Source organism: Cognatishimia coralii, from assembly GCF_037478305.1.
GTDB classification, from domain to species: Bacteria; Pseudomonadota; Alphaproteobacteria; order Rhodobacterales; family Rhodobacteraceae; genus Cognatishimia; species Cognatishimia coralii.
Genome location: NZ_JBBGAZ010000011.1, coordinates 86,111 through 104,159 on the forward strand (window position 1 = coordinate 86,111; position 18,049 = coordinate 104,159).

At 57.1% G+C, this 18,049-nt stretch carries 15 protein-coding genes; 5 read left to right on the forward strand and 10 right to left on the reverse strand.

The window, feature by feature from the left end:
- Window positions 1-167 precede the first annotated feature (167 nt).
- Entirely contained in the window at window positions 168-881 is a 714-nt protein-coding gene (locus tag WG622_RS15900; protein WP_209358028.1) for a sterol desaturase family protein, read from the forward strand.
- 264 nt (window positions 882-1,145) lie between these two features.
- The gene (gene pnp, locus WG622_RS15905; RefSeq protein ID WP_339404490.1) at window positions 1,146-3,290 is read left to right on the forward strand and encodes a polyribonucleotide nucleotidyltransferase; all 2,145 of its coding nucleotides are present in this window, start codon (window positions 1,146-1,148) and stop codon (window positions 3,288-3,290) included.
- A gap of 67 nt (window positions 3,291-3,357) precedes the next feature.
- Here the strand turns inward: pnp and WG622_RS15910 are convergent, their stop codons facing one another.
- A complete protein-coding gene (locus WG622_RS15910; protein WP_339404491.1) occupies window positions 3,358-4,008 on the reverse strand; it encodes a peroxiredoxin in 651 nt (216 codons plus the stop codon).
- A 116-nt stretch (window positions 4,009-4,124) separates the two neighbouring features.
- Between WG622_RS15910 and WG622_RS15915 the strand changes: the two genes are divergently transcribed.
- Window positions 4,125-5,549 (forward strand): aldehyde dehydrogenase family protein, encoded by a 1,425-nt coding sequence (locus WG622_RS15915; RefSeq protein WP_339404492.1) that lies wholly within the window; start codon window positions 4,125-4,127, stop codon window positions 5,547-5,549.
- 119 nt (window positions 5,550-5,668) lie between these two features.
- Here WG622_RS15915 and WG622_RS15920 read toward each other — a convergent pair whose 3' ends face one another.
- Entirely contained in the window at window positions 5,669-6,322 is a 654-nt protein-coding gene (locus WG622_RS15920; RefSeq protein WP_339404493.1) for an RluA family pseudouridine synthase, read from the reverse strand.
- Between the two features lie 31 nt (window positions 6,323-6,353).
- On the reverse strand, window positions 6,354-7,253 hold the full coding sequence (gene rarD, locus WG622_RS15925; RefSeq protein ID WP_339404494.1) for an EamA family transporter RarD: 900 nt from the start codon (window positions 7,251-7,253) through the stop codon (window positions 6,354-6,356).
- A gap of 133 nt (window positions 7,254-7,386) precedes the next feature.
- Here rarD and WG622_RS15930 point away from each other — a divergent pair, with 133 nt between their 5' ends.
- On the forward strand, window positions 7,387-7,701 hold the full coding sequence (locus WG622_RS15930) for a hypothetical protein (protein WP_339404495.1): 315 nt from the start codon (window positions 7,387-7,389) through the stop codon (window positions 7,699-7,701).
- Here WG622_RS15930 and WG622_RS15935 read toward each other — a convergent pair.
- The 6 genes from WG622_RS15935 to WG622_RS15960 form a co-directional block, all read right to left on the reverse strand.
- Window positions 7,698-10,151, reverse strand: coding sequence for a GcvT family protein (locus WG622_RS15935; RefSeq protein WP_339404496.1), 2,454 nt, complete (start codon window positions 10,149-10,151; stop codon window positions 7,698-7,700). The two genes, WG622_RS15930 and WG622_RS15935, sit on opposite strands and share 4 nt — an antisense overlap.
- Before the next feature lie 24 nt (window positions 10,152-10,175).
- Entirely contained in the window at window positions 10,176-11,198 is a 1,023-nt protein-coding gene (locus tag WG622_RS15940) for a GlxA family transcriptional regulator (RefSeq protein WP_339404497.1), read from the reverse strand.
- Window positions 11,191-12,072: a homocysteine S-methyltransferase family protein gene (locus WG622_RS15945; protein ID WP_339404498.1), complete on the reverse strand. Its 882-nt coding sequence runs from the start codon at window positions 12,070-12,072 to the stop codon at window positions 11,191-11,193. The genes WG622_RS15940 and WG622_RS15945 overlap by 8 nt, the downstream gene beginning before the upstream one ends.
- An 85-nt stretch (window positions 12,073-12,157) precedes the next feature.
- A complete protein-coding gene (locus WG622_RS15950) occupies window positions 12,158-14,608 on the reverse strand; it encodes a GcvT family protein (RefSeq protein ID WP_339404499.1) in 2,451 nt (816 codons plus the stop codon).
- Between the two features lie 37 nt (window positions 14,609-14,645).
- Window positions 14,646-15,215 (reverse strand): helix-turn-helix domain-containing protein, encoded by a 570-nt coding sequence (locus WG622_RS15955; protein WP_339404500.1) that lies wholly within the window; start codon window positions 15,213-15,215, stop codon window positions 14,646-14,648.
- 119 nt (window positions 15,216-15,334) lie between these two features.
- Window positions 15,335-15,793 carry a free L-methionine (R)-S-oxide reductase MsrC gene (locus tag WG622_RS15960; protein WP_339404501.1) on the reverse strand — a complete coding sequence of 153 codons (459 nt, stop codon included), beginning with the start codon at window positions 15,791-15,793 and terminating at the stop codon, window positions 15,335-15,337.
- Window positions 15,794-15,915: 122 nt separating this feature from the next.
- Between WG622_RS15960 and ggt the strand changes: the two genes are divergently transcribed.
- Window positions 15,916-17,493, forward strand: a complete 1,578-nt coding sequence (gene ggt, locus WG622_RS15965; protein WP_339404502.1) for a gamma-glutamyltransferase — start codon at window positions 15,916-15,918, stop codon at window positions 17,491-17,493.
- 36 nt (window positions 17,494-17,529) lie between these two features.
- Here the strand turns inward: ggt and hspQ are convergent, their stop codons facing one another.
- Window positions 17,530-17,856, reverse strand: coding sequence for a heat shock protein HspQ (gene hspQ, locus WG622_RS15970; protein ID WP_339404503.1), 327 nt, complete (start codon window positions 17,854-17,856; stop codon window positions 17,530-17,532).
- Window positions 17,857-18,049: the final 193 nt, after the last annotated feature.

Here is an 18,049-nt window from a genome sequence, read left to right on the forward strand (position 1 = left end):
CCGTATGCGACACTTTGTTTCGCAATCCACTAAAATCGACATCTTTTGTTTCGAGGGCGACGACAAAAGGTGGTTTCCACCTAACCTAATGAGACAAAGTTGACGCTATGTCAGATTTGACCACCCGATGGCGAGTCCGTCATGCTTGGCCAACTTGGAGGATCACGATGAAACAAGCTCTGTCTGTTCTGATCAATATGGGAAGCCTGCATAGGCTGGCCCCTCTTTGGCTCTTTGGCGTTGTTTTAATTATACTTTTTCCGAGTTGGTGGGTTATCCCTGCGCTGGCGTACGGAGCCGTGTTGCAGTTCTTTGTGGAATATGTGATGCACCGTTTTCTCTATCATCGCGAGCCTCCGACGGACCAAGGGGTCTTTAACGACCTCTATCGCACGCATATCGCGCACCACGAATTCCCGACCGACGCAGAATACTTCACGGGCGACGATCACTGGTTCGCCGTACGCTTCGGCCTGGTCTCGGTCGCCATCCATGCGCTGATCATGTGGCCCTTTCTGGGCTTTACCTCGGCGCTCTACTTTGCGGTGATCATGCTTTTCGTGGGCTCAGTCTCGGCCTTCACCTTCTACGAATATTGCCACACTCTGGCGCATCTGAACGTAAAGAAGGGCTGGTTCGGCCAGCGCGTCACTCGCAAACACATGGCACACCACTACCAAGACCACCATGCGACCTTCCATGTGAGCCTTGGGATGGAATGGATCGACCGGCTCTTCGGCACTGCGCATGACCGCGACACCGCGCGCGAACGCTTTGATCGAGAGACGATGCTGTCCTTGGGTATGGATCCGGAAGACCTCCGGCTTGTGACGGCGCGCAAGGCGTTCGGCATCACGCGGATGCCGGGCGAAAAAGCGTAACACTTTCATCTTGCCAGAAATACTCTGGGGTGAACGAGAGGGATTGCCAGTAATCCCTTTCAGAGGGGCAAAGCCCCTTAACCCCGCGCTTACGACTCTGCCCTTTCCAAACCCCTTAAAATCAGCTATGCGCGCCCTATCTGAGACGTGACGCCTGAGGCCCCGGGCGCGTGCAAGAGGATAAGGGGTCGGTGGCAATGGGGCCACCATCAAAATCAGGAGACCCGGGAGGGCCCGGGAGTGCTCCGACTTAGGAAACGATAGATGTTTAACGAATCTAAGAAAACGATGCAGTGGGGCGAAGAGACCCTCACGCTGGAAACGGGCAAGGTTGCCCGTCAGGCCGACGGCTGTGTGATCGCCACTTTGGGCGAGACCTCGGTTATGGCCGCTGTGACCTTTGCAAAGGCACCAAAACCCGGTCAGGATTTTTTCCCGCTGACCGTGCACTACCAAGAGAAATACTATGCGGCCGGTAAAGTCCCAGGTGGCTTCTTCAAACGCGAAGCGCGTCCGACCGAAAAAGAAACCCTGACCGCGCGCCTGATCGACCGTCCGATCCGCCCGCTGTTCGTCGAAGGCTTCAAGCACGAAGTCCTCGTGATGTGTACCGTTCTGTCCCACGATCTGGTCAATGACCCAGACATCGTGGCGATGATCGCAGCAAGCGCGGCACTGACCATTTCCGGCGTTCCCTTCATGGGCCCGATTGCAGCGGCACGTGTTGGTTACGTGGATGGCGAATATATCCTGAACCCAGAAATCGACGATATGGACGAGCTGCGCACCAAGCCAGATCAGCGTCTGGACCTCGTCGTCGCGGGCACCAAAGACGCCGTGATGATGGTGGAATCTGAGGCATACGAACTGTCTGAAGCAGAAATGCTCGACGCGGTGAAATTTGCCCACGACAGCTTCCAGCCTGTGATCGACCTGATCATTGATCTGGCCGAAGACGCCGCCAAAGAGCCGTTTGACTTCCAAGCGCCTGATTACGCGGATCTCTATGCCGCCGTGAAAGCCGCTGGCGAAGAGCAAATGCGCGCAGCTTTCGCGCTGACCGACAAGCAAGAGCGCACAGCCGCTGTGTCCGCAGCGCGTGACGCGATCAAAGAAGCCCTCACAGAAGAGCAGCTTGAGGATGCGAACCTCGGCTCTGCGATGAAAAAGCTCGAAGCCGGCATCCTGCGTGGCGACGTTGTGAAAACCGGCAAGCGCATCGACGGTCGTGACACCACCACTGTTCGTGCGATTGAAAGCCAGGTTGGCTTCCTGCCACGGACCCACGGTTCTGCTCTGTTCACGCGCGGTGAGACCCAAGGTCTGGTTGTCACCACCCTGGGCACCGGCGACGACGAGCAAATCATCGACGCGCTGCACGGTAACTTCCGCAGCAACTTCCTGCTGCACTATAACTTCCCACCCTATTCGGTTGGCGAAGCAGGTCGCGTGGGCCCTCCAGGTCGCCGCGAAATCGGTCACGGCAAACTGGCATGGCGCGCACTGCAGGCGGTTCTGCCAGCGGCAACCGACTTCCCATACACCGTGCGTGTTGTCTCGGAGATCACCGAATCCAACGGATCGTCCTCCATGGCATCGGTCTGTGGTGGCTCTCTGTCCATGATGGACGCAGGCGTTCCGCTGAAATCCGCGGTTGCGGGTGTCGCTATGGGTCTGATCCTTGAAGACGACGGCTCCTATGCGATCCTGACCGACATCCTGGGTGACGAAGACCACCTGGGCGACATGGACTTCAAAGTGGCGGGTACCGAAAACGGCATCACGTCCTTGCAGATGGACATCAAAGTCGCAGGCATCACACCTGAGATCATGGAAAAAGCGCTGGCCCAAGCGAAAGACGGCCGGATGCATATCCTGGGCGAGATGAACAAAGCGCTCTCTGGCGCCTCAGACTTCTCGGTTCACGCGCCGCGCATCGAGACCATGAACATCCCAACCGACAAGATCCGCGAAGTCATTGGCTCTGGCGGTAAGGTCATCCGTGAGATCGTTGAGGTTTCTGGTGCGAAAGTCGACATCAACGACGACGGCGTGATCAAGATCGCGTCTCCGAACGGTGAGTCGATCCAAAAAGCTTACGACATGATCCACTCGATCGTGGCAGAGCCAGAAGAAGGCCAGATTTATAACGGCAAAGTCGTTAAGATCGTCGACTTCGGTGCCTTTGTGAACTTCTTTGGCAAACGCGACGGTCTGGTGCACGTCTCCCAGATCGAAAACCGCCGCCTGAACCACCCATCTGACGTTCTGAAAGAAGGTCAGGAAGTTAAGGTCAAGCTGCTGGGCTTTGACGATCGCGGCAAGGTTCGCCTGTCGATGAAAGTCGTCGATCAGGAAACCGGCGAAGAGATCAAGCCTGAGCCGAAAAAGGAAAAGGCTGAGGACTAAGCGCCTCTTGGAACGAAAAGAAAAGCCCCGCAAACTGCGGGGCTTTTTTGTTGGACTTTCGTCGGCCTTACTCAGGCGCTTTCGTCTTCCGCAAATACGGAAAAATCGTCTCAAACTCCCCAAATTTCGCCGTCGCGTCTTCATTGGACACGGTCGGCGGAATGATCACATCCTCACCCGGCACCCAATTTGCAGGCGTCGCAACGCCTTTGGATGACATCTGAAGACCATCCAAAGCGCGCAGGATCTCGGCAAAATTCCGGCCCACGGTCATCGGATAGGTCATCGACAGTTTCAACTGTTTATCCGGGCCAATGATAAAAACAGACCGCACCGTGGCACTGTCAGCAGGAGTGCGGCCATCCGGCAAGTAAGCCTCAGCTGGCAGCATATCAAACAGCTTCGAGACCTTAAGACCCGCATCCGCAATGATCGGGAAACCGGCTGGTGCATTGCCATAACTCGCGATGTCTTCCTTCCACTTTTTGTGATCGTCAACACCATCAACGGACACACCAATCACTTTGGTGCCCCGTGCGGCCCATTCGTCGGCTAATTGCGCGACGGTGGAAAACTCGGTCGTGCAGACCGGCGTAAAGTCCTTTGGGTGGGAAAACAGGATCGCCCAGCTGTCTCCTATCCAATCGTGGAACGAAATCTCGCCCTGATCGGTGTCGGCGGTGAAATCGGGAACAACATCGTTAATTCTGAGAGCCATGGGGCATCCTCCAAAAGAGACCTAGTTACGTCGCGTTTCTGACATTGAGACTCGCGATGTGCACATAGATATTTCTACACTCCAAAAGTGGCAATCTTATCTGAGAGTTCAACCCAATGCTTGCAAAACGCCAATTCTATATCAACGGGTCCTGGGTGGACCCTGTCGCAGCCAAAGATCTGGAGGTGATCAACCCAAGCACCGAGGAACCCTGCGCGGTGATTTCGCTGGGCGATCAGGCCGATACGGACGCCGCGGTTGCTGCGGCGCGCGCGGCTTTCCCGGCCTGGGCTGCGACCCCGATGTCAGATCGCATCGCATTGATCCGCAAATTCTATGACATCTACAACGCGCGACAGGCTGAAATGGGAGACGCCATCAGCCAGGAAATGGGCGCGCCGATTGACATGGCCACGAACTCTCAGTGGGGCTGCGGGCCTTGGCATATGGACGGCTTCTTTGAGGCTCTAGACAATTTTGAGGTCGAGCGCCCCTATCGTAGCGAGCGCATTCATATGGAGCCAATTGGCGTCTGCGGGCTGATCACGCCTTGGAACTGGCCGATGAATCAGGTGGTGCTCAAAGTGATCCCGGCCCTCGCGGTCGGATGCACTATCGTTCTGAAACCTTCGGAAATCGCGCCGCTGTCGGGCCTGTTGTTTGCCGAGATGATCGACGAGGCAGGCTTTCCTGCTGGCGTCTTCAACCTCGTGAATGGCGATGGCATGGGCGTGGGAAGCCAGCTTTCTACGCATCCAGACGTGGACATGATAAGCTTTACCGGATCGACCCGCGCAGGTATCGCGATTTCCAAAGCCGCAGCCGACAGCCTCAAGCGCGTGAGCCTTGAGCTTGGCGGTAAGGGCGCGAATATCGTCTTCGCGGACGCGCCAGAGAAAGCCGTGCGCAACGGGGTGCTTCACTGCATGAACAACTCTGGCCAGTCCTGCAATGCGCCAACCCGCATGATGGTGGAACGTAGCTACTACGCAGAGGCGCTCGAGATCGCCAAAGCCACAGCCGAGAAGGTCACGGTGGATCTCGCATCAAAACCCGGACGTCACATTGGTCCGGTCGTCTCAGAAGCGCAATTCAACAAGATCCAGGGCCTGATCGAAACCGGCATCAAAGAAGGTGCGACGCTTATCGCTGGCGGCCTAGGTCGCCCTGAGGGTCTGAACAAAGGCTATTTCGTGCGCCCCACGGTCTTTGCCGATGTCACGCCTGACATGACGATCTATCGCGAAGAAATCTTTGGCCCCGTGCTCGCAATCACGCCGTTTGATTCAGAGGCTGAGGCCATCGAAATGGCCAATGATACGGTCTATGGTCTGACCAACTACATCCAAACCGAAGACGATGAAAAACGCCTGCGTGTGGCACGCTCCGTGCGCTCAGGCATGGTCGAAACCAATTCGGTTGGCTTTGGGCACGGCATCCCTTTTGGCGGCATGAAACAGTCCGGCAATGGCCGCGAAGGAGGCCCTTGGGGGCTCGAGGAATTCTGCGAGGTCAAAGTGATCTCGGGATGTGCGTTCTAACCTGCCCTCGTGGGTTTTGAGTATTTTTGGCAAGATGAAACCGGCTTTTCTCTTGCCAGAAATATCCCGGGGTGAATGGGGCGGTTTGCGCAGCAAACAGGCTCAGAGGGGCAGCGCCCCTAAAACGGTGCCTTGGCGCGGAAACTCATGCCCTTCCCACTTTCTGGGTGGTTCAGGCGCAGCTCTTCGGAGTGCAGCATAAGGCGCGGATGGTCTAAGGCCTCTCCAGTGGCATAGAGCGGATCTCCAAGGATCACATGGCCAAGCGCCAGCATATGGACGCGCAGCTGATGGCTGCGACCCGTTTTAGGGGAGAGGCGCACGCGGGTTTCCCCGCCACCGACTTTCAGTACGCGCCAGTCCGTCACAGCAGGCTTACCGGTTTCATGGCAGACCTTTTGCAAAGGACGGTTCGGCCAATCCACGATCAGTGGCAGATCAACGGTTCCGGTTTTCTCGGCAATCTCACCAGACACGCGCGCGACATAGGTTTTCTTGGTGCTGCGTTTCTCAAACTGCATCGAGAGATTACGTTGTGCGTGCGCCGTCAGGGCAAAGACCATGACGCCCGAAGTGTCCCGGTCCAGACGGTGCACCAGAAGCGCATCAGGAAATGCGGCCTGCACACGAGAGATAAGACAATCCGCCAAATGTTCCCCGCGCCCCGGCACAGACAAAAGCCCCGAGGGTTTGTTGACCACAATGATATGGCCGTCCTCATGCAGGACATCCAGCGGATCCATCGGTGGATTATAGGGCGTGATCTCTACCATGCTCGCTCTCTACGCGGATGGCAGGACGGCCTCAACCCTTGCGCATCTCGCGGATCATTGAGGTGGTATAGATGATCAGCGCCAACCAGATCAGAGGGAAGGCAATCATGCGGCCGGTGTCGATGGTCTCTCCAAAGACAAACACAGCGATAATAAAGATCATCGACGGCGCGATGTATTGGAGAATGGCAATAGTGCTAAGGCGCAAGAGCTTGGCGCCATTGGCATAGACGATCAGCGGTACCGCCGTGACAACGCCGCAACCAATCAGCAACCAGGTATTGCTGACGTCAGTCAGAAAATACCCCTGACCCGTTGAATATAGATAAGCGACATAGGGGATCGCCGGGATTGAGAGGATCAGAACCTCGAGCATGAACCCTTGGTTTGGGCCAATCGGCAGGGATTTTTTGCAATAGGCGTAAAATCCCCAGGTCAGCATCAAGCTGATCGGGATCCAAGGCGGGCGCGAGGCGGTCACGAACAGCACCAGAACGGCAAGGCCAGCAAGTCCGATGGCCACACTTTGCGCGCGCGTTGGGCGTTCTCGCAGCAAGATCGCGCCCAAAAGCACCGAGAACAGTGGATTGATGTAATACCCAAGCGCTGAATCCACTGCGCGATCGGTGGCAATCGAATAGACATAAATCGCCCAGTTCACCGAAATCAGCGCCGCCGTCAGCGCACCAAGCGCCAAGGTTTTCGGCGACGTCAGAGCCTCAAGCAGAGCATCGGTGCGGCGCAGGATCACCAGCAATAGACCGGCAATTGGTACGGACCAGATGATCCGATGGGCGACGACTTCGACCGCCGGAATATGCGCCACAAGCTTCATGTAGAGCGGCAGAAACCCCCACATGAAATAGGCCGAAACCGCAAAACCCAGACCTTGCGGGGTGTCTTTGTTCGTGACTGTCGCGTTTTGAGCCATGTCGCTCCTCCGGCGGGTATTAGCGCAGGTCTGGGCGGTTATGGAAAGCGCTCGGTTGATGAATTTTTGTGATCCCCGCGACGGAATTTCGTGATGGGTCCGTATCACTCCTGAGCAGACCAAGGAGGACATCATGCGCACTCTCGTTTACGCCGTTATCTTCGTCGCCGGAGGCCTCAGCCTCGCCAGTGCGGCCATTCCGAATGCCGAACGCGGAAATCGGCCGACCGATTTGATCGCGGCCGATCTCAATATTTCTGAGGAGGTCTTTGTGCAGTGTTTTGCCGACGTGCAGCCCGCCAAAGACAAGAACCCCAGCGGGCAAAGGCAGCGCATGAACAAAGCCGTGCTGCTGCCCTGCCTACAGGTGGAAAATCCCGAGATTACCAACCAGATGCTGGATCAGGTCATGGATCGCTACCGCCCTGAAGGGCCAATGAAGCACTAGACCTTGACGCGCTCGGATTTTGGGTCGTACATGGGCTTCAGCGACGCCTCAGCGCGCACTTTTGTGCCCATGACGTCGATCTCATAGGTCGAGGCCAGAACATCCGCAGCTTTCTCGCCTTCGCACGGCACATAGCCCATACCGATCGCGCCACCCAGCGTGTGGCCATAATTGCCAGAGCTGACATAGCCCACATATTCGCCGTCACGGATGATGGGTTCATTGTGGAAGAGTAGCGGCTCTGGATCGGTTAGTTTGAACTGCAACAGACGTGCCTTGGGACCGAATTCCTTGCGATGCACGACAGCTTCGCGCCCGATGAAATCGCTGCCTTTGTCGACCTTGACCGCAAAGCCCAGCCCGGCATCGACCACGTGATCTTCACAGGTGATGTCGTGGCCAAAGTGGCGGAAGCCCTTCTCGATCCGGCAGCTGTCCATCATATGCATACCGCAAAGTTTGAGGCCCATGTCTTGGCCCGCCTCAAAGAGCGTCTCAAAGACATGGCCTGCCTGATCAGCGCTCGCATAGATCTCCCAGCCGAGCTCGCCGACATAAGTTACCCGGTGCGCACGAGCGAGGCCCATGCCGATCTCGATCTCTTGGGCGGTGCCAAATGGGTTAACCGCGTTGGAAAAGTCATTGGGCGAGACTTTTTCAAGCAGCTTGCGGGCGTTTGGCCCCATGACAGCCAGAACGCCTTCGCCTGCGGTGACGTCGGTTAGCACGACGTTGAAATCACCCTTGTGGCGCATCATCCAGGTTTGATCTGCCAGACGTGTGGCCGCTGGGGTCACGACGATATAGGCGGTCTCCGACAGGCGGGTGACAGTGACGTCGGCCTCAATGCCGCCTGTGTGGTTCAGGAACTGCGTGTAGACGATCTTGCCCACCGGCACGTCATAATCGCCGCCGCCAATGTAGTTCATGAAGGCCATGGCATCGGGTCCTTCGACGCGGATTTTGCCGAAACTAGACATATCATACATGCCGACATTCTCGCGTACGGCGCGGTGCTCGGCGGCGGAGTTTTCAAACCAGTTCTGGCGTTTCCAGCTGTATTGATATTCGCGTTCTTGGCCCGGATTTGCGAACCAATTAGCGCGCTCCCAGCCGGCGAGTTCTCCCATCACAGCGCCATTGGCCATCAGGTGATGGTGGAAGGGCGTGCGCCGCACGCCGCGTGCGGTTTCTTTCTGGCGATAGGGGAAGTGGTCGGCATAAAGCAGGCCCAGCGTCTCTTTGGAGCGTTCAAAGAGATATTTTTTGTTGCCTTGGAACGGCTGCATCCGGCTGATGTCGACATCGCCCAGGTCAAAGGGTTTCGCGCCAGTGTCCATCCATTCCGCCAGCGCCATGCCAGCACCACCAGCGGATTGAATGCCGATGGAATTGAAACCTGCGGCGACCCAGACATTGTCCATCTCTGGCGCAAGGCCGAGGTGGTATGCGTCATCCGGCGTAAAGCTCTCGGGACCGTTGAAGAAAGTGTGAATACCTGCCTCGGCCAGCATCGGCATGCGGTTGACGGCATTCTCAAGGATCGGCTCGAAGTGGTCGAAGTCTTCGGGCAGCTGGTCAAATTCAAAGCTGTCGGGAATTCCGTCCATGGCCCAGGGTTTGGCGTTGGGCTCAAAGGCACCAAGCAGCATCTTTCCCGCGTCTTCTTTGTAATACGCGCATTCATCCGGCACGCGTAAAACCGGAAGCTGAGTGAGTCCCTCGATGGCTTCGGTCACGATATAGAAGTGCTCACAGGCATGCAGCGGGACGTTGACACCTGCCTTGCGACCGACTTCATGACCCCACATGCCCGCGCAGTTCACGATCATGTCGCATTCGATATGGCCGCTGTCCTTGCCGTCGTCTGACACCCAATCAACACCCGTGACCTTACGGCCAGACTTGACGATCTCGGTTACTTTGATGCGTTCCTTGACGATGCCGCCTCGCTGACGCGCGCCTTTGGCCAGAGCGAGTGCGATATTCGCGGGATCCCCTTGCCCATCAAGCGGCAGATAGACCGCGCCTTTCACGTCTTCGAGGTTCAGATGCGGATACATCTCGGCCACGCGCTCATTGGTGATTTCTTCGACCTCAACGCCAAAAGCGCGCGCCATTGCAGCCTGACGATAGATCTCTTCCTTGCGCTCCTCAGTGAGGGCTACGGTGATCGAGCCGACCCGTTTAAAGCCCGTCGCTACACCCGTTTCTTCTTCAAGCGAACCATAGAGTTCTTGGGAATACTTCGCGAGCTTGGTCATATTTGCCGTCGCCCGCAGCTGCGCAATCAGGCCGGCCGCATGCCATGTGGTGCCTGACGTTAGCTGTTTACGTTCCAAAAGGACCACATCATTCCACCCCTTTTTGGTCAGGTGATAGGCCACGGAACAACCGATAACGCCGCCACCGATAATGACGACACGGGCTTTGGTAGGGAGGTCAGCCATCTTAGGGTCTCCTGATTGAACTCGTCACGGACTAGCAGGGTTGCTGGCCGCGAAATCTTTCGTTTCCGTCAAATTTGACGTGTTTTTGCAAGTGTCGGTCTGAACTCGTTTGCGCACTTGATTGGGCGTGACGCCAAAGACCTTTTTGTAGCGGTTGGAAAATCCGCTGCCAAAGCCGCAGGCCACGCCAATATCTGTGACGCTCATGGTCGTATTGACCAAGAGATTATTGGCGCGATGCAGGCGGATTTTTCGGTAGAACGCGCTCGGTGAGGTGCCGACATGGGATTTGAATTTCCGCTCAAGCGCGCGAGGAGAGGTGCCGATATTGTCGTTGATTTCGGCAATGGACAGAGGGTCGTCGATGTGTTGGTGCATAAGAGCGATGCTTTGGTCGAGCTCAAAATCACCGGTCGCACGCGAGACGCTTTCCTGACCCGGCTGCAAAGTTCCAAAGCCACGCACAGATTCATGCAGCATGATGTTTGCGACGTTGATTTGCACGGCTTTCCCCAAGAGATCCCCGATCAAAACCAGCATGACGTCGACAGTGGCTCCCATACCGGCACAGGTCACGATGGCTCCGTCATCAACTGCCAAAGCGTTTTCGCTTTCGAACGTGCCGTATTTCTCCCAGAAGAGATTTGCGTTTTCCCAATGGGTTGCGCGTTGAGACAGGCTGTTATCCCGTGCAATGAACTGTGCGGCGGCCTCAGCCAGAAGATACACTTTGGCGCCGCGACTTACGTACGAGCGAATGACTGAGGACGGGGCCAAGTCGCAGCTCTCGGCATGCGCATTGCCCAAGACGAAGAGAAAGTCGGCCGTCGGAGTCGCTGGCACCTCTTGGGTTTCCACAGAGATCTCACTCGGGTTCTTCCGCGTGCCGCCACCAATGGAGCGATGCGTCCAAGAGAAATGCTGCGTCGCTAAGGTCCGGTTGGTGATCCGCAAAATATCCGTCACGGCCGCCAGCTCTGACAGCACAAAGCCATCGCTGAGCAGGACATCAACGTGCCAGGTATCTTGCTTCATCGCCTCAGCCATGGCGGAACCTTTTGGCGACCTCAGCAATATGCGCGGGCCCCACTTCGCAGCACCCGCCGATGATCGTCGCGCCCATCTCCGCCCAGCGTTCTGTGAAGTCGGCATAGGCCGCAGGCGTCAGATCCTGACGCGCTTGCAAAAGGTCGACCGAAGTTTGCCCTGATGCAAACTCTTTGGTGATCTTGGTAAAGCCATTGGCATAGGCGCCGGTCGGAATGCCTTTGTTTGAAATCAGAGGCAGCGCCTGACTGACGGCTTCGGGGATCGAACAGTTGATCAAGACCGCTGCAGGATCGTATTTTTCAGCAAGTTTTAGGATGCCATCAATAGGGTCGCCATTTCGGAACTGAGTGCCGTCTTCGTCATCGACAGAGCAACAGATCCAAACCGGTTTATCGCCCTGCGTTGCGCCCTTCAAAGCACCCTCGGCCTGATCCAGTCCAGACATGGTTTCGCACATGATCATGTCGACCATCGGCGCTTGCAACACCGCGATTTCCGCATAGAGCGCTGCGGCCTCATCAATGGGCGGGGCCATATCTGCGCGATAGGACCAGCCGAGCGGACCGATAGAACCTGCAACCTTTCCCGACCCATGGGCATCCCGCGCAGCGATAGCGGCATTGCAGGCTGCATGGTGGAGCTCATGGAAACGATGATCGAGATCGTGCTTTTCGAGACGATCGTGCAATAGGGCATAGCTATTGGTGGTTGCAATATCAGCGCCAGCCGCAAAGTAATCCGCATGCACATCCGAAACGATCTGAGGATGATCTATCAGGATCTGGGTCCCAAACAGAGGGGTCGGCTCATCGGGCGAGCGCGAGATGAGCTCCTGGCCCATGCCTCCGTCGAGGATCGTGATATCTGACATGTCGGTCTCCGGTTGTGGTCCGGGAGGGGGCGCTGCCCCTCGGGCCTATGGCCCCCCCCCCGGGATATTTATAGCAAGAGAAAGCCTAGGCCCGCAGTCGCTCGTTTGCAGGATCCCAGAGCGGTTCGTCTTTCTGCACGGTCGCTTTGTATTTTTGACCATAGATCTCGACTTCGAGCTCTGTGCCTGGCTCGGCGTGTTCAGGCTTGATCATGCCCAAAGCGATGGAAGCATTCACACGATAGCCCCATGCGCCAGAGGTGGTTTCACCGATGATCTCGTCACCTTTCCAGATGCAGGACATGTAAGGCGCGTCTGCATCACCTGCCTCAACCACCAGCGTGACAAAGGTCTTTTTGACGCCTTGTTGCTTCTCGTTGAGGATCGCAGCTTTGCCGGGGAAGTCCTGAGGTTTGTCGAGTTTGACGAAGCGACCAAGACCGCCTTCGAGCAAGGAGTAATCGGTCGAGAGATCGCCCTTCCAAGCACGGTAGCCTTTTTCCAGACGCAGCGAGTTCAGCGCATACATGCCGAAGGGTTTTGCGCCCGCACCAATAATGGCGTCATAGATCGCCGGCATATGTTCATTCAGCGCATGAACCTCCCAGCCGAGTTCTCCGGCGAAGGAGACGCGGATGAGGTAAGCAGGCTGACCCGCGACGGTCGCCGCTTGATGGGTTAGCCAACCCGTTGTGAGGTCGGCGTCTGTTAGACCGGCCAGAACATCACGTGAAGTTGGGCCCGTGACAATCAGCGTGTCGCGGGTGGTGGTCACGTCTTCGATGCTGGTCGTCGCGGGCATCGCCGCTTTCAGGATGTCACGATCGTGCCACTGGGCCGTGGCTGCAGTGATCATAAGGAACTCGTCATCGCCCATGCGGATGCAGGACATTTCTGTCAGGATGCGACCCCGGTCGTCAGAGATATAGACGAGGTTCATGCGGCCGACTTTCGGCAGACCACCGGTCACAAGGCCACGAAGCGCTTCGGCGGTTCCGTCGCCTGTCACCATGAAACGTGAGAAGCCCGGCAGGTCGAGCACGCCGCAGCCGTCGCGGACCGCTTCGCATTCTTCTTTGACGCGCTGCTCCCATGGACCAGACCGGCCCCAGGTGTGGGTTGCTTCCAGCGAAGTGTCATCGCCCTCTTTGGCGTACCAATTCGCGCGCTCCCAGCCGTTGTAGACGCCCATCTGGCCGCCAGCCGCGATGACGCGGTCATGAACAGGCGAGAGTTTCTTGTCACGAGCCGCTGGCCATTCGTGGTGCGGATAGTGCATGGCGTATTCGTTGCCGTAGACTTCCATGCCTTTTTGGTTGCAGTAGTCCTGATCGGTGTAGTCGGTGTAGCGACGTGGATCGACCGCCCACATATCCCATTCGGTAAAGCCATCGACGATCCATTCCGCCATGACTTTGCCAGCACCGCCGCCCTGCGCGATGCCAAAGGTAAAGACGCAGGCCTCGAACGCGTTGTCTACGCCCGGCATTGGGCCGATCAGAGGCAACCCGTCGGGGGCGTATGGAATGGGTCCATTGATCACACGGCTGACGCCAGAGGTCGCCATCAGTGGCACGCGTTCCATGGCGTCGGTGACGATGTCTTCGATGCGGTCCAGATCATCGGACCAGAGCTGGAAGCTAAAGTCATCGGGCATCGGATCGCTGTCGTCCATCCACTCGCCCTTACAGTTGGGCTCATAAGGGCCGAGGTTATAGCCGTGCTTTTCCTGACGCAGGTAGTATGACACATCAACGTCGCGCATCAGAGGCAGTTTCACGCCGCCATTGGCTTTGGACCATGCTTCGACTTCGGGGATTTCTTCCGTCAGCAGGTATTGGTGGCTCATAACCATCATTGGCACGGTACGACCGCCGTAGGGCAGGAACCACTCACCGACGCGCTGCGCATAGTACCCCGCCGCGTTCACCACATAATCGCAATCGATGTCGCCCTTCTCAGTGTGGACCGTCCAAGTCTTGTCCGCATGCTGAGTTACGCCAGACGCCGGGCAGAAGCGCACGATTTTTTGCCCCATATCCCGCGCGCCTTTCGCAAGCGCTTGGGTCAACTGAGCCGGATCGATGTCGCCATCGGTTGGGTCATAAAGCACGCCTTTGAGGTCATGGGTCTCCATGAACGGATAGCGCTCTTTTGTTTCTTCAGGCGTCCACATCTCCATCTGGATGCCTTGGTAGCGGCCCATAGAACAGGCGCGCTCAAATTCCTGCATGCGCTCGTCAGTGTGCGCCAGACGGATCGAGCCCGACTGGTGGTAGTTCATCGGGTAATCCACCTCTTCGCCCAGACGCGCGTAGAGTTCTGTGGAATAGCGCTGCATGTTCATGATCGCCCAAGAGGTGGAGAAAGTTGGAACGTTGCCTGCCGCGTGCCAAGTCGAGCCCGCCGTGAGTTCGTTCTTTTCGATAAGAACGCAGTCGGTCCAGCCCTTCTTCGCCAGATGATACAGTGTCGAGCAGCCCACAACGCCGCCGCCAATAATCACCACGCGGGCTTTTTTGGGTAGATCTGCCATTTTGTTTTCCTCACCTATAACCGCCGCAGCGGAGTACTCAGTAGACGGGCGGCGCGATCACCCAGATCACCACCGCCGGTTCGTTATGTGGATTGTGCCAATCGTATTCTTCGCCACGGATGCGAAAGCTATCGCCCGCTTCGACCGTGAATTCGCGATCACCGATCCGCAGGTTCAACCCGCCAGACATCACGTAGCCAACTTCTTGGGTGGGTCGAGACGCGGGGCGTTCCATGCGGCTTCCGGGCTCGAAAGTGGAATGCACCACTTCGAAATCGTCTGTCAGATCGGGCGACAGCAATTCTTCGGTCAGACCGACATCGCCCGAGCCCAGTTTCCGTCTTGCTCCGGCACGCACGATATATCCGACCTCTTCGGCAGGCACGTGCTTATGCGCAAAGAGCATCGACATCGGCACGTCGAGCGCTTTTGCGATAGCACGCAAGTCCCCGATCGAGGGATCCGACTTGTCGCGTTCAACCTGGCTCATCCAGCCGACGGAACGCCCAAGAGCGTCCGCGACCTCGACCAGCGTCAGCCCGCGCGACTTGCGCAACGCGCGCAGATCTGCGCCGAGCGTCTGAGGTGTCTGACTGCCTTGGTACATGGACCGGGTTCCGTGAAATTTTCATCTATTATTTCACCATGACTCGGAATCGTGAAATTTCAAGAAAAATTTTCACGCGAAGGCGTGTTTCCGGAAACTTCATTCAAAACCGACAAGGTTTATGTCGCGTTTGAAAAGCTTGCTTTCAGGATCGCTGCCATTTGGGTGGCATCGTCTTGGGTGAAAGCGGCGGGCTGATCGCTGTCGATGTCAAAAACACCCAACAAGGTGCCCGCCTGATTCCAAACAGGAAGCACCAGTTCGGACTGGGTGGAGGTGGCGCAGGCGATGTGGCCTTCAAAGGCGTTCACATCATCGACCAGCTGAGCCTCTCCGGTACGTGCCGCGGCCCCGCAGACACCGCGAGAAAAGGGAATGACCAGACAGCCATGGCCGCCTTGGTAGGGTCCGATCTTCAGCAATTCCGGCGCGGTCACGCGATAAAATCCGGTCCAGTCAAAACGATCATCAGCGTGATGCACTTCGCAGGCCACGGTCGCCATCAGGGAAACCACGTCTGTTTCGCCCTCGGTCAGAGCAGCAAGTGTCGTCGCGAGCTCATTGTAATTGACGCGCATGGGGGGGCTCCTTTGTTCCAAGCCTGTTTTCGTCATTTTCGTGGCAATGGTCAATCGACCCGATCGCAGGGATGGACAGTATCCGCAAGAGGCCTATTGTTCACCCAAAGGGAGACACCATTATGAGAGATTTTCACCTGCCCGGGCGGTCCCCGGTTCTGGCCACAAATGGCATGTGCGCCACATCGCATCCTTTGGCGGCGCAGGTGGCTGTCGACATCCTGAAACGGGGCGGCAATGCGATGGATGCGGCCATTGCCGGAGCCGTGGTGCTTGGGATCTGCGAGCCTCAGATGACTGGGATCGGCGGAGACTGTTTCGCGCTGTTCTCGCCAGCGGGCACGGATGAGACACTGGCGTTCAATGCGTCGGGCGTGGCTCCGGCAGGCGCGGATGCGGCTGATCTGAAGGCGCGCGGTTTGGACAAGGTGCCTCTGAACACGCCCGACGCGGTGACGATGCCAACAGCGATTGCAGGCTTTTGTGAGATGTCAGAGCGTTGGGGAAAACTCGGTCTTGATGCGATCCTCGCGCCCACGATCCACTATGCAGAAGAAGGCGTGCCAGTCGCGCCACGCGTGGCCTTTGATTGGGCGGTCGCGCAGGATGATCTGCAGGGCCGCGCACGGGATCTTTACCTCATGAACGGTAAGGCGCCTGTGGCTGGACAGGTCTTCCGCGCGCCGGGTCAGGCAGAGGTTTTGCGTCGCATCGCAACCCAAGGCCGCGACGGGTTTTACATCGGCGAAGTCGCCGAGGATATGGCGCAAAGTTTGGCGGCTTTGGGTGGTACGCATACCGTCGAAGACTTCGCGAACACCCGTGGTTTCCAGACCGATCCGATCTGTGGCGACTACAAGGCCCATGATCTGATCGAACACCCGCCAAACGGCCAGGGCGCGACGGCGATCCTATTGTTGAACATCCTCAAACAATTCGACATCGCGTCGATGGACCCCTTCGGTGTCGAGCGCACACATATCGAGGCCGAAGCAACGAAGCTCGCCTATGACACCCGCAACCGTTTCCTCGCGGATCCGGATCATATGACCAAGCTGGACCACTTCTTGTCGATGGACACGGCTAAGGCGCTTGCGGGCCTGATCGATCCAAACCGAGCGATGGCCTCGGCGACAGATATCAGCGAAGCGGTGCACAAAGACACGATCTATATCACCGTGGTCGACAAGGATCGCATGTCCGTGTCGCTGATCTATTCGATCTTTCACAGCTTTGGGTCCGGCATTGCGTCCGACAAATTCGGCATCCTGTTTCAGAACCGCGGCGCGGGGTTCAGCCTGCAAGACGGACACCCAAATCTCTTGGCCGCAGGCAAGCGCCCGATGCACACAATCATCCCCGGAATGCTCGCCAAAGACGGAGCCCCGATCATGCCATTTGGCGTCATGGGCGGGCAGTATCAGCCCAACGGCCACGCCCGCCTGCTGAGCAATATTCTGGACTTTGGGATGGACCCGCAAACCGCCATCGACGCGCCGCGCGTCTTTGCCGAAGGCGCCACGCTCAAGATCGAACGCGGCTATGCGCCTGAGGTTGTTCAGAAACTTTCAGACATGGGTCACAAGATCGAAGTTCCAGAGACCGCGATCGGCGGCGCTCAGGCGATCATGATGCATGAGAGTGGCGTTCTAGAAGGCGGGTCTGATCCGCGCAAAGACGGCTGCGCGCTCGGCTACTAACCACAAAAAAGGCGGCCCTCAAAGCCGCCTGATATATCAGTTCATGTTGAAATGAAGCGGGTATTGCCCGTCCTCAAAAGGGCCGAAGAGATCGCCGATATCAGGATGATCGACCGGCTCGCCAGAGTAGTCCGCAATCAGATTCTGCTCGGACACATAAGCCACGTAATAGCTCTGATCGTTCTCGGCCAGCAGGTGATAGAAAGGCTGTTCTTTCGCAGGACGGCTGTCCTCCGGGATCGCGTCATACCATTCCTCGGTATTTGCGAACTCTGGGTCTACGTCAAACACCACACCCCGGAACGGGTGTTTGCGGTGTCGGACGACTTGCCCCAAGTGATATTTTGCACGCGTCGTATTCATAACAGTCAGCCCCTACCCGCCCACTTTACCGCCTACAAGTGGGCACTGTCCATTTTTAGGTAAATTTTAAAGCGTCCGACCGAAAGATTGAATCATTTGGGATTCCCTTGAGGCTTGATTTGTGATTCCTCTTGTTTGGGAGGATGGATCATGCCAGCACCATTGCCGGATGCGCTTCGGGCGCGGTTTCAGA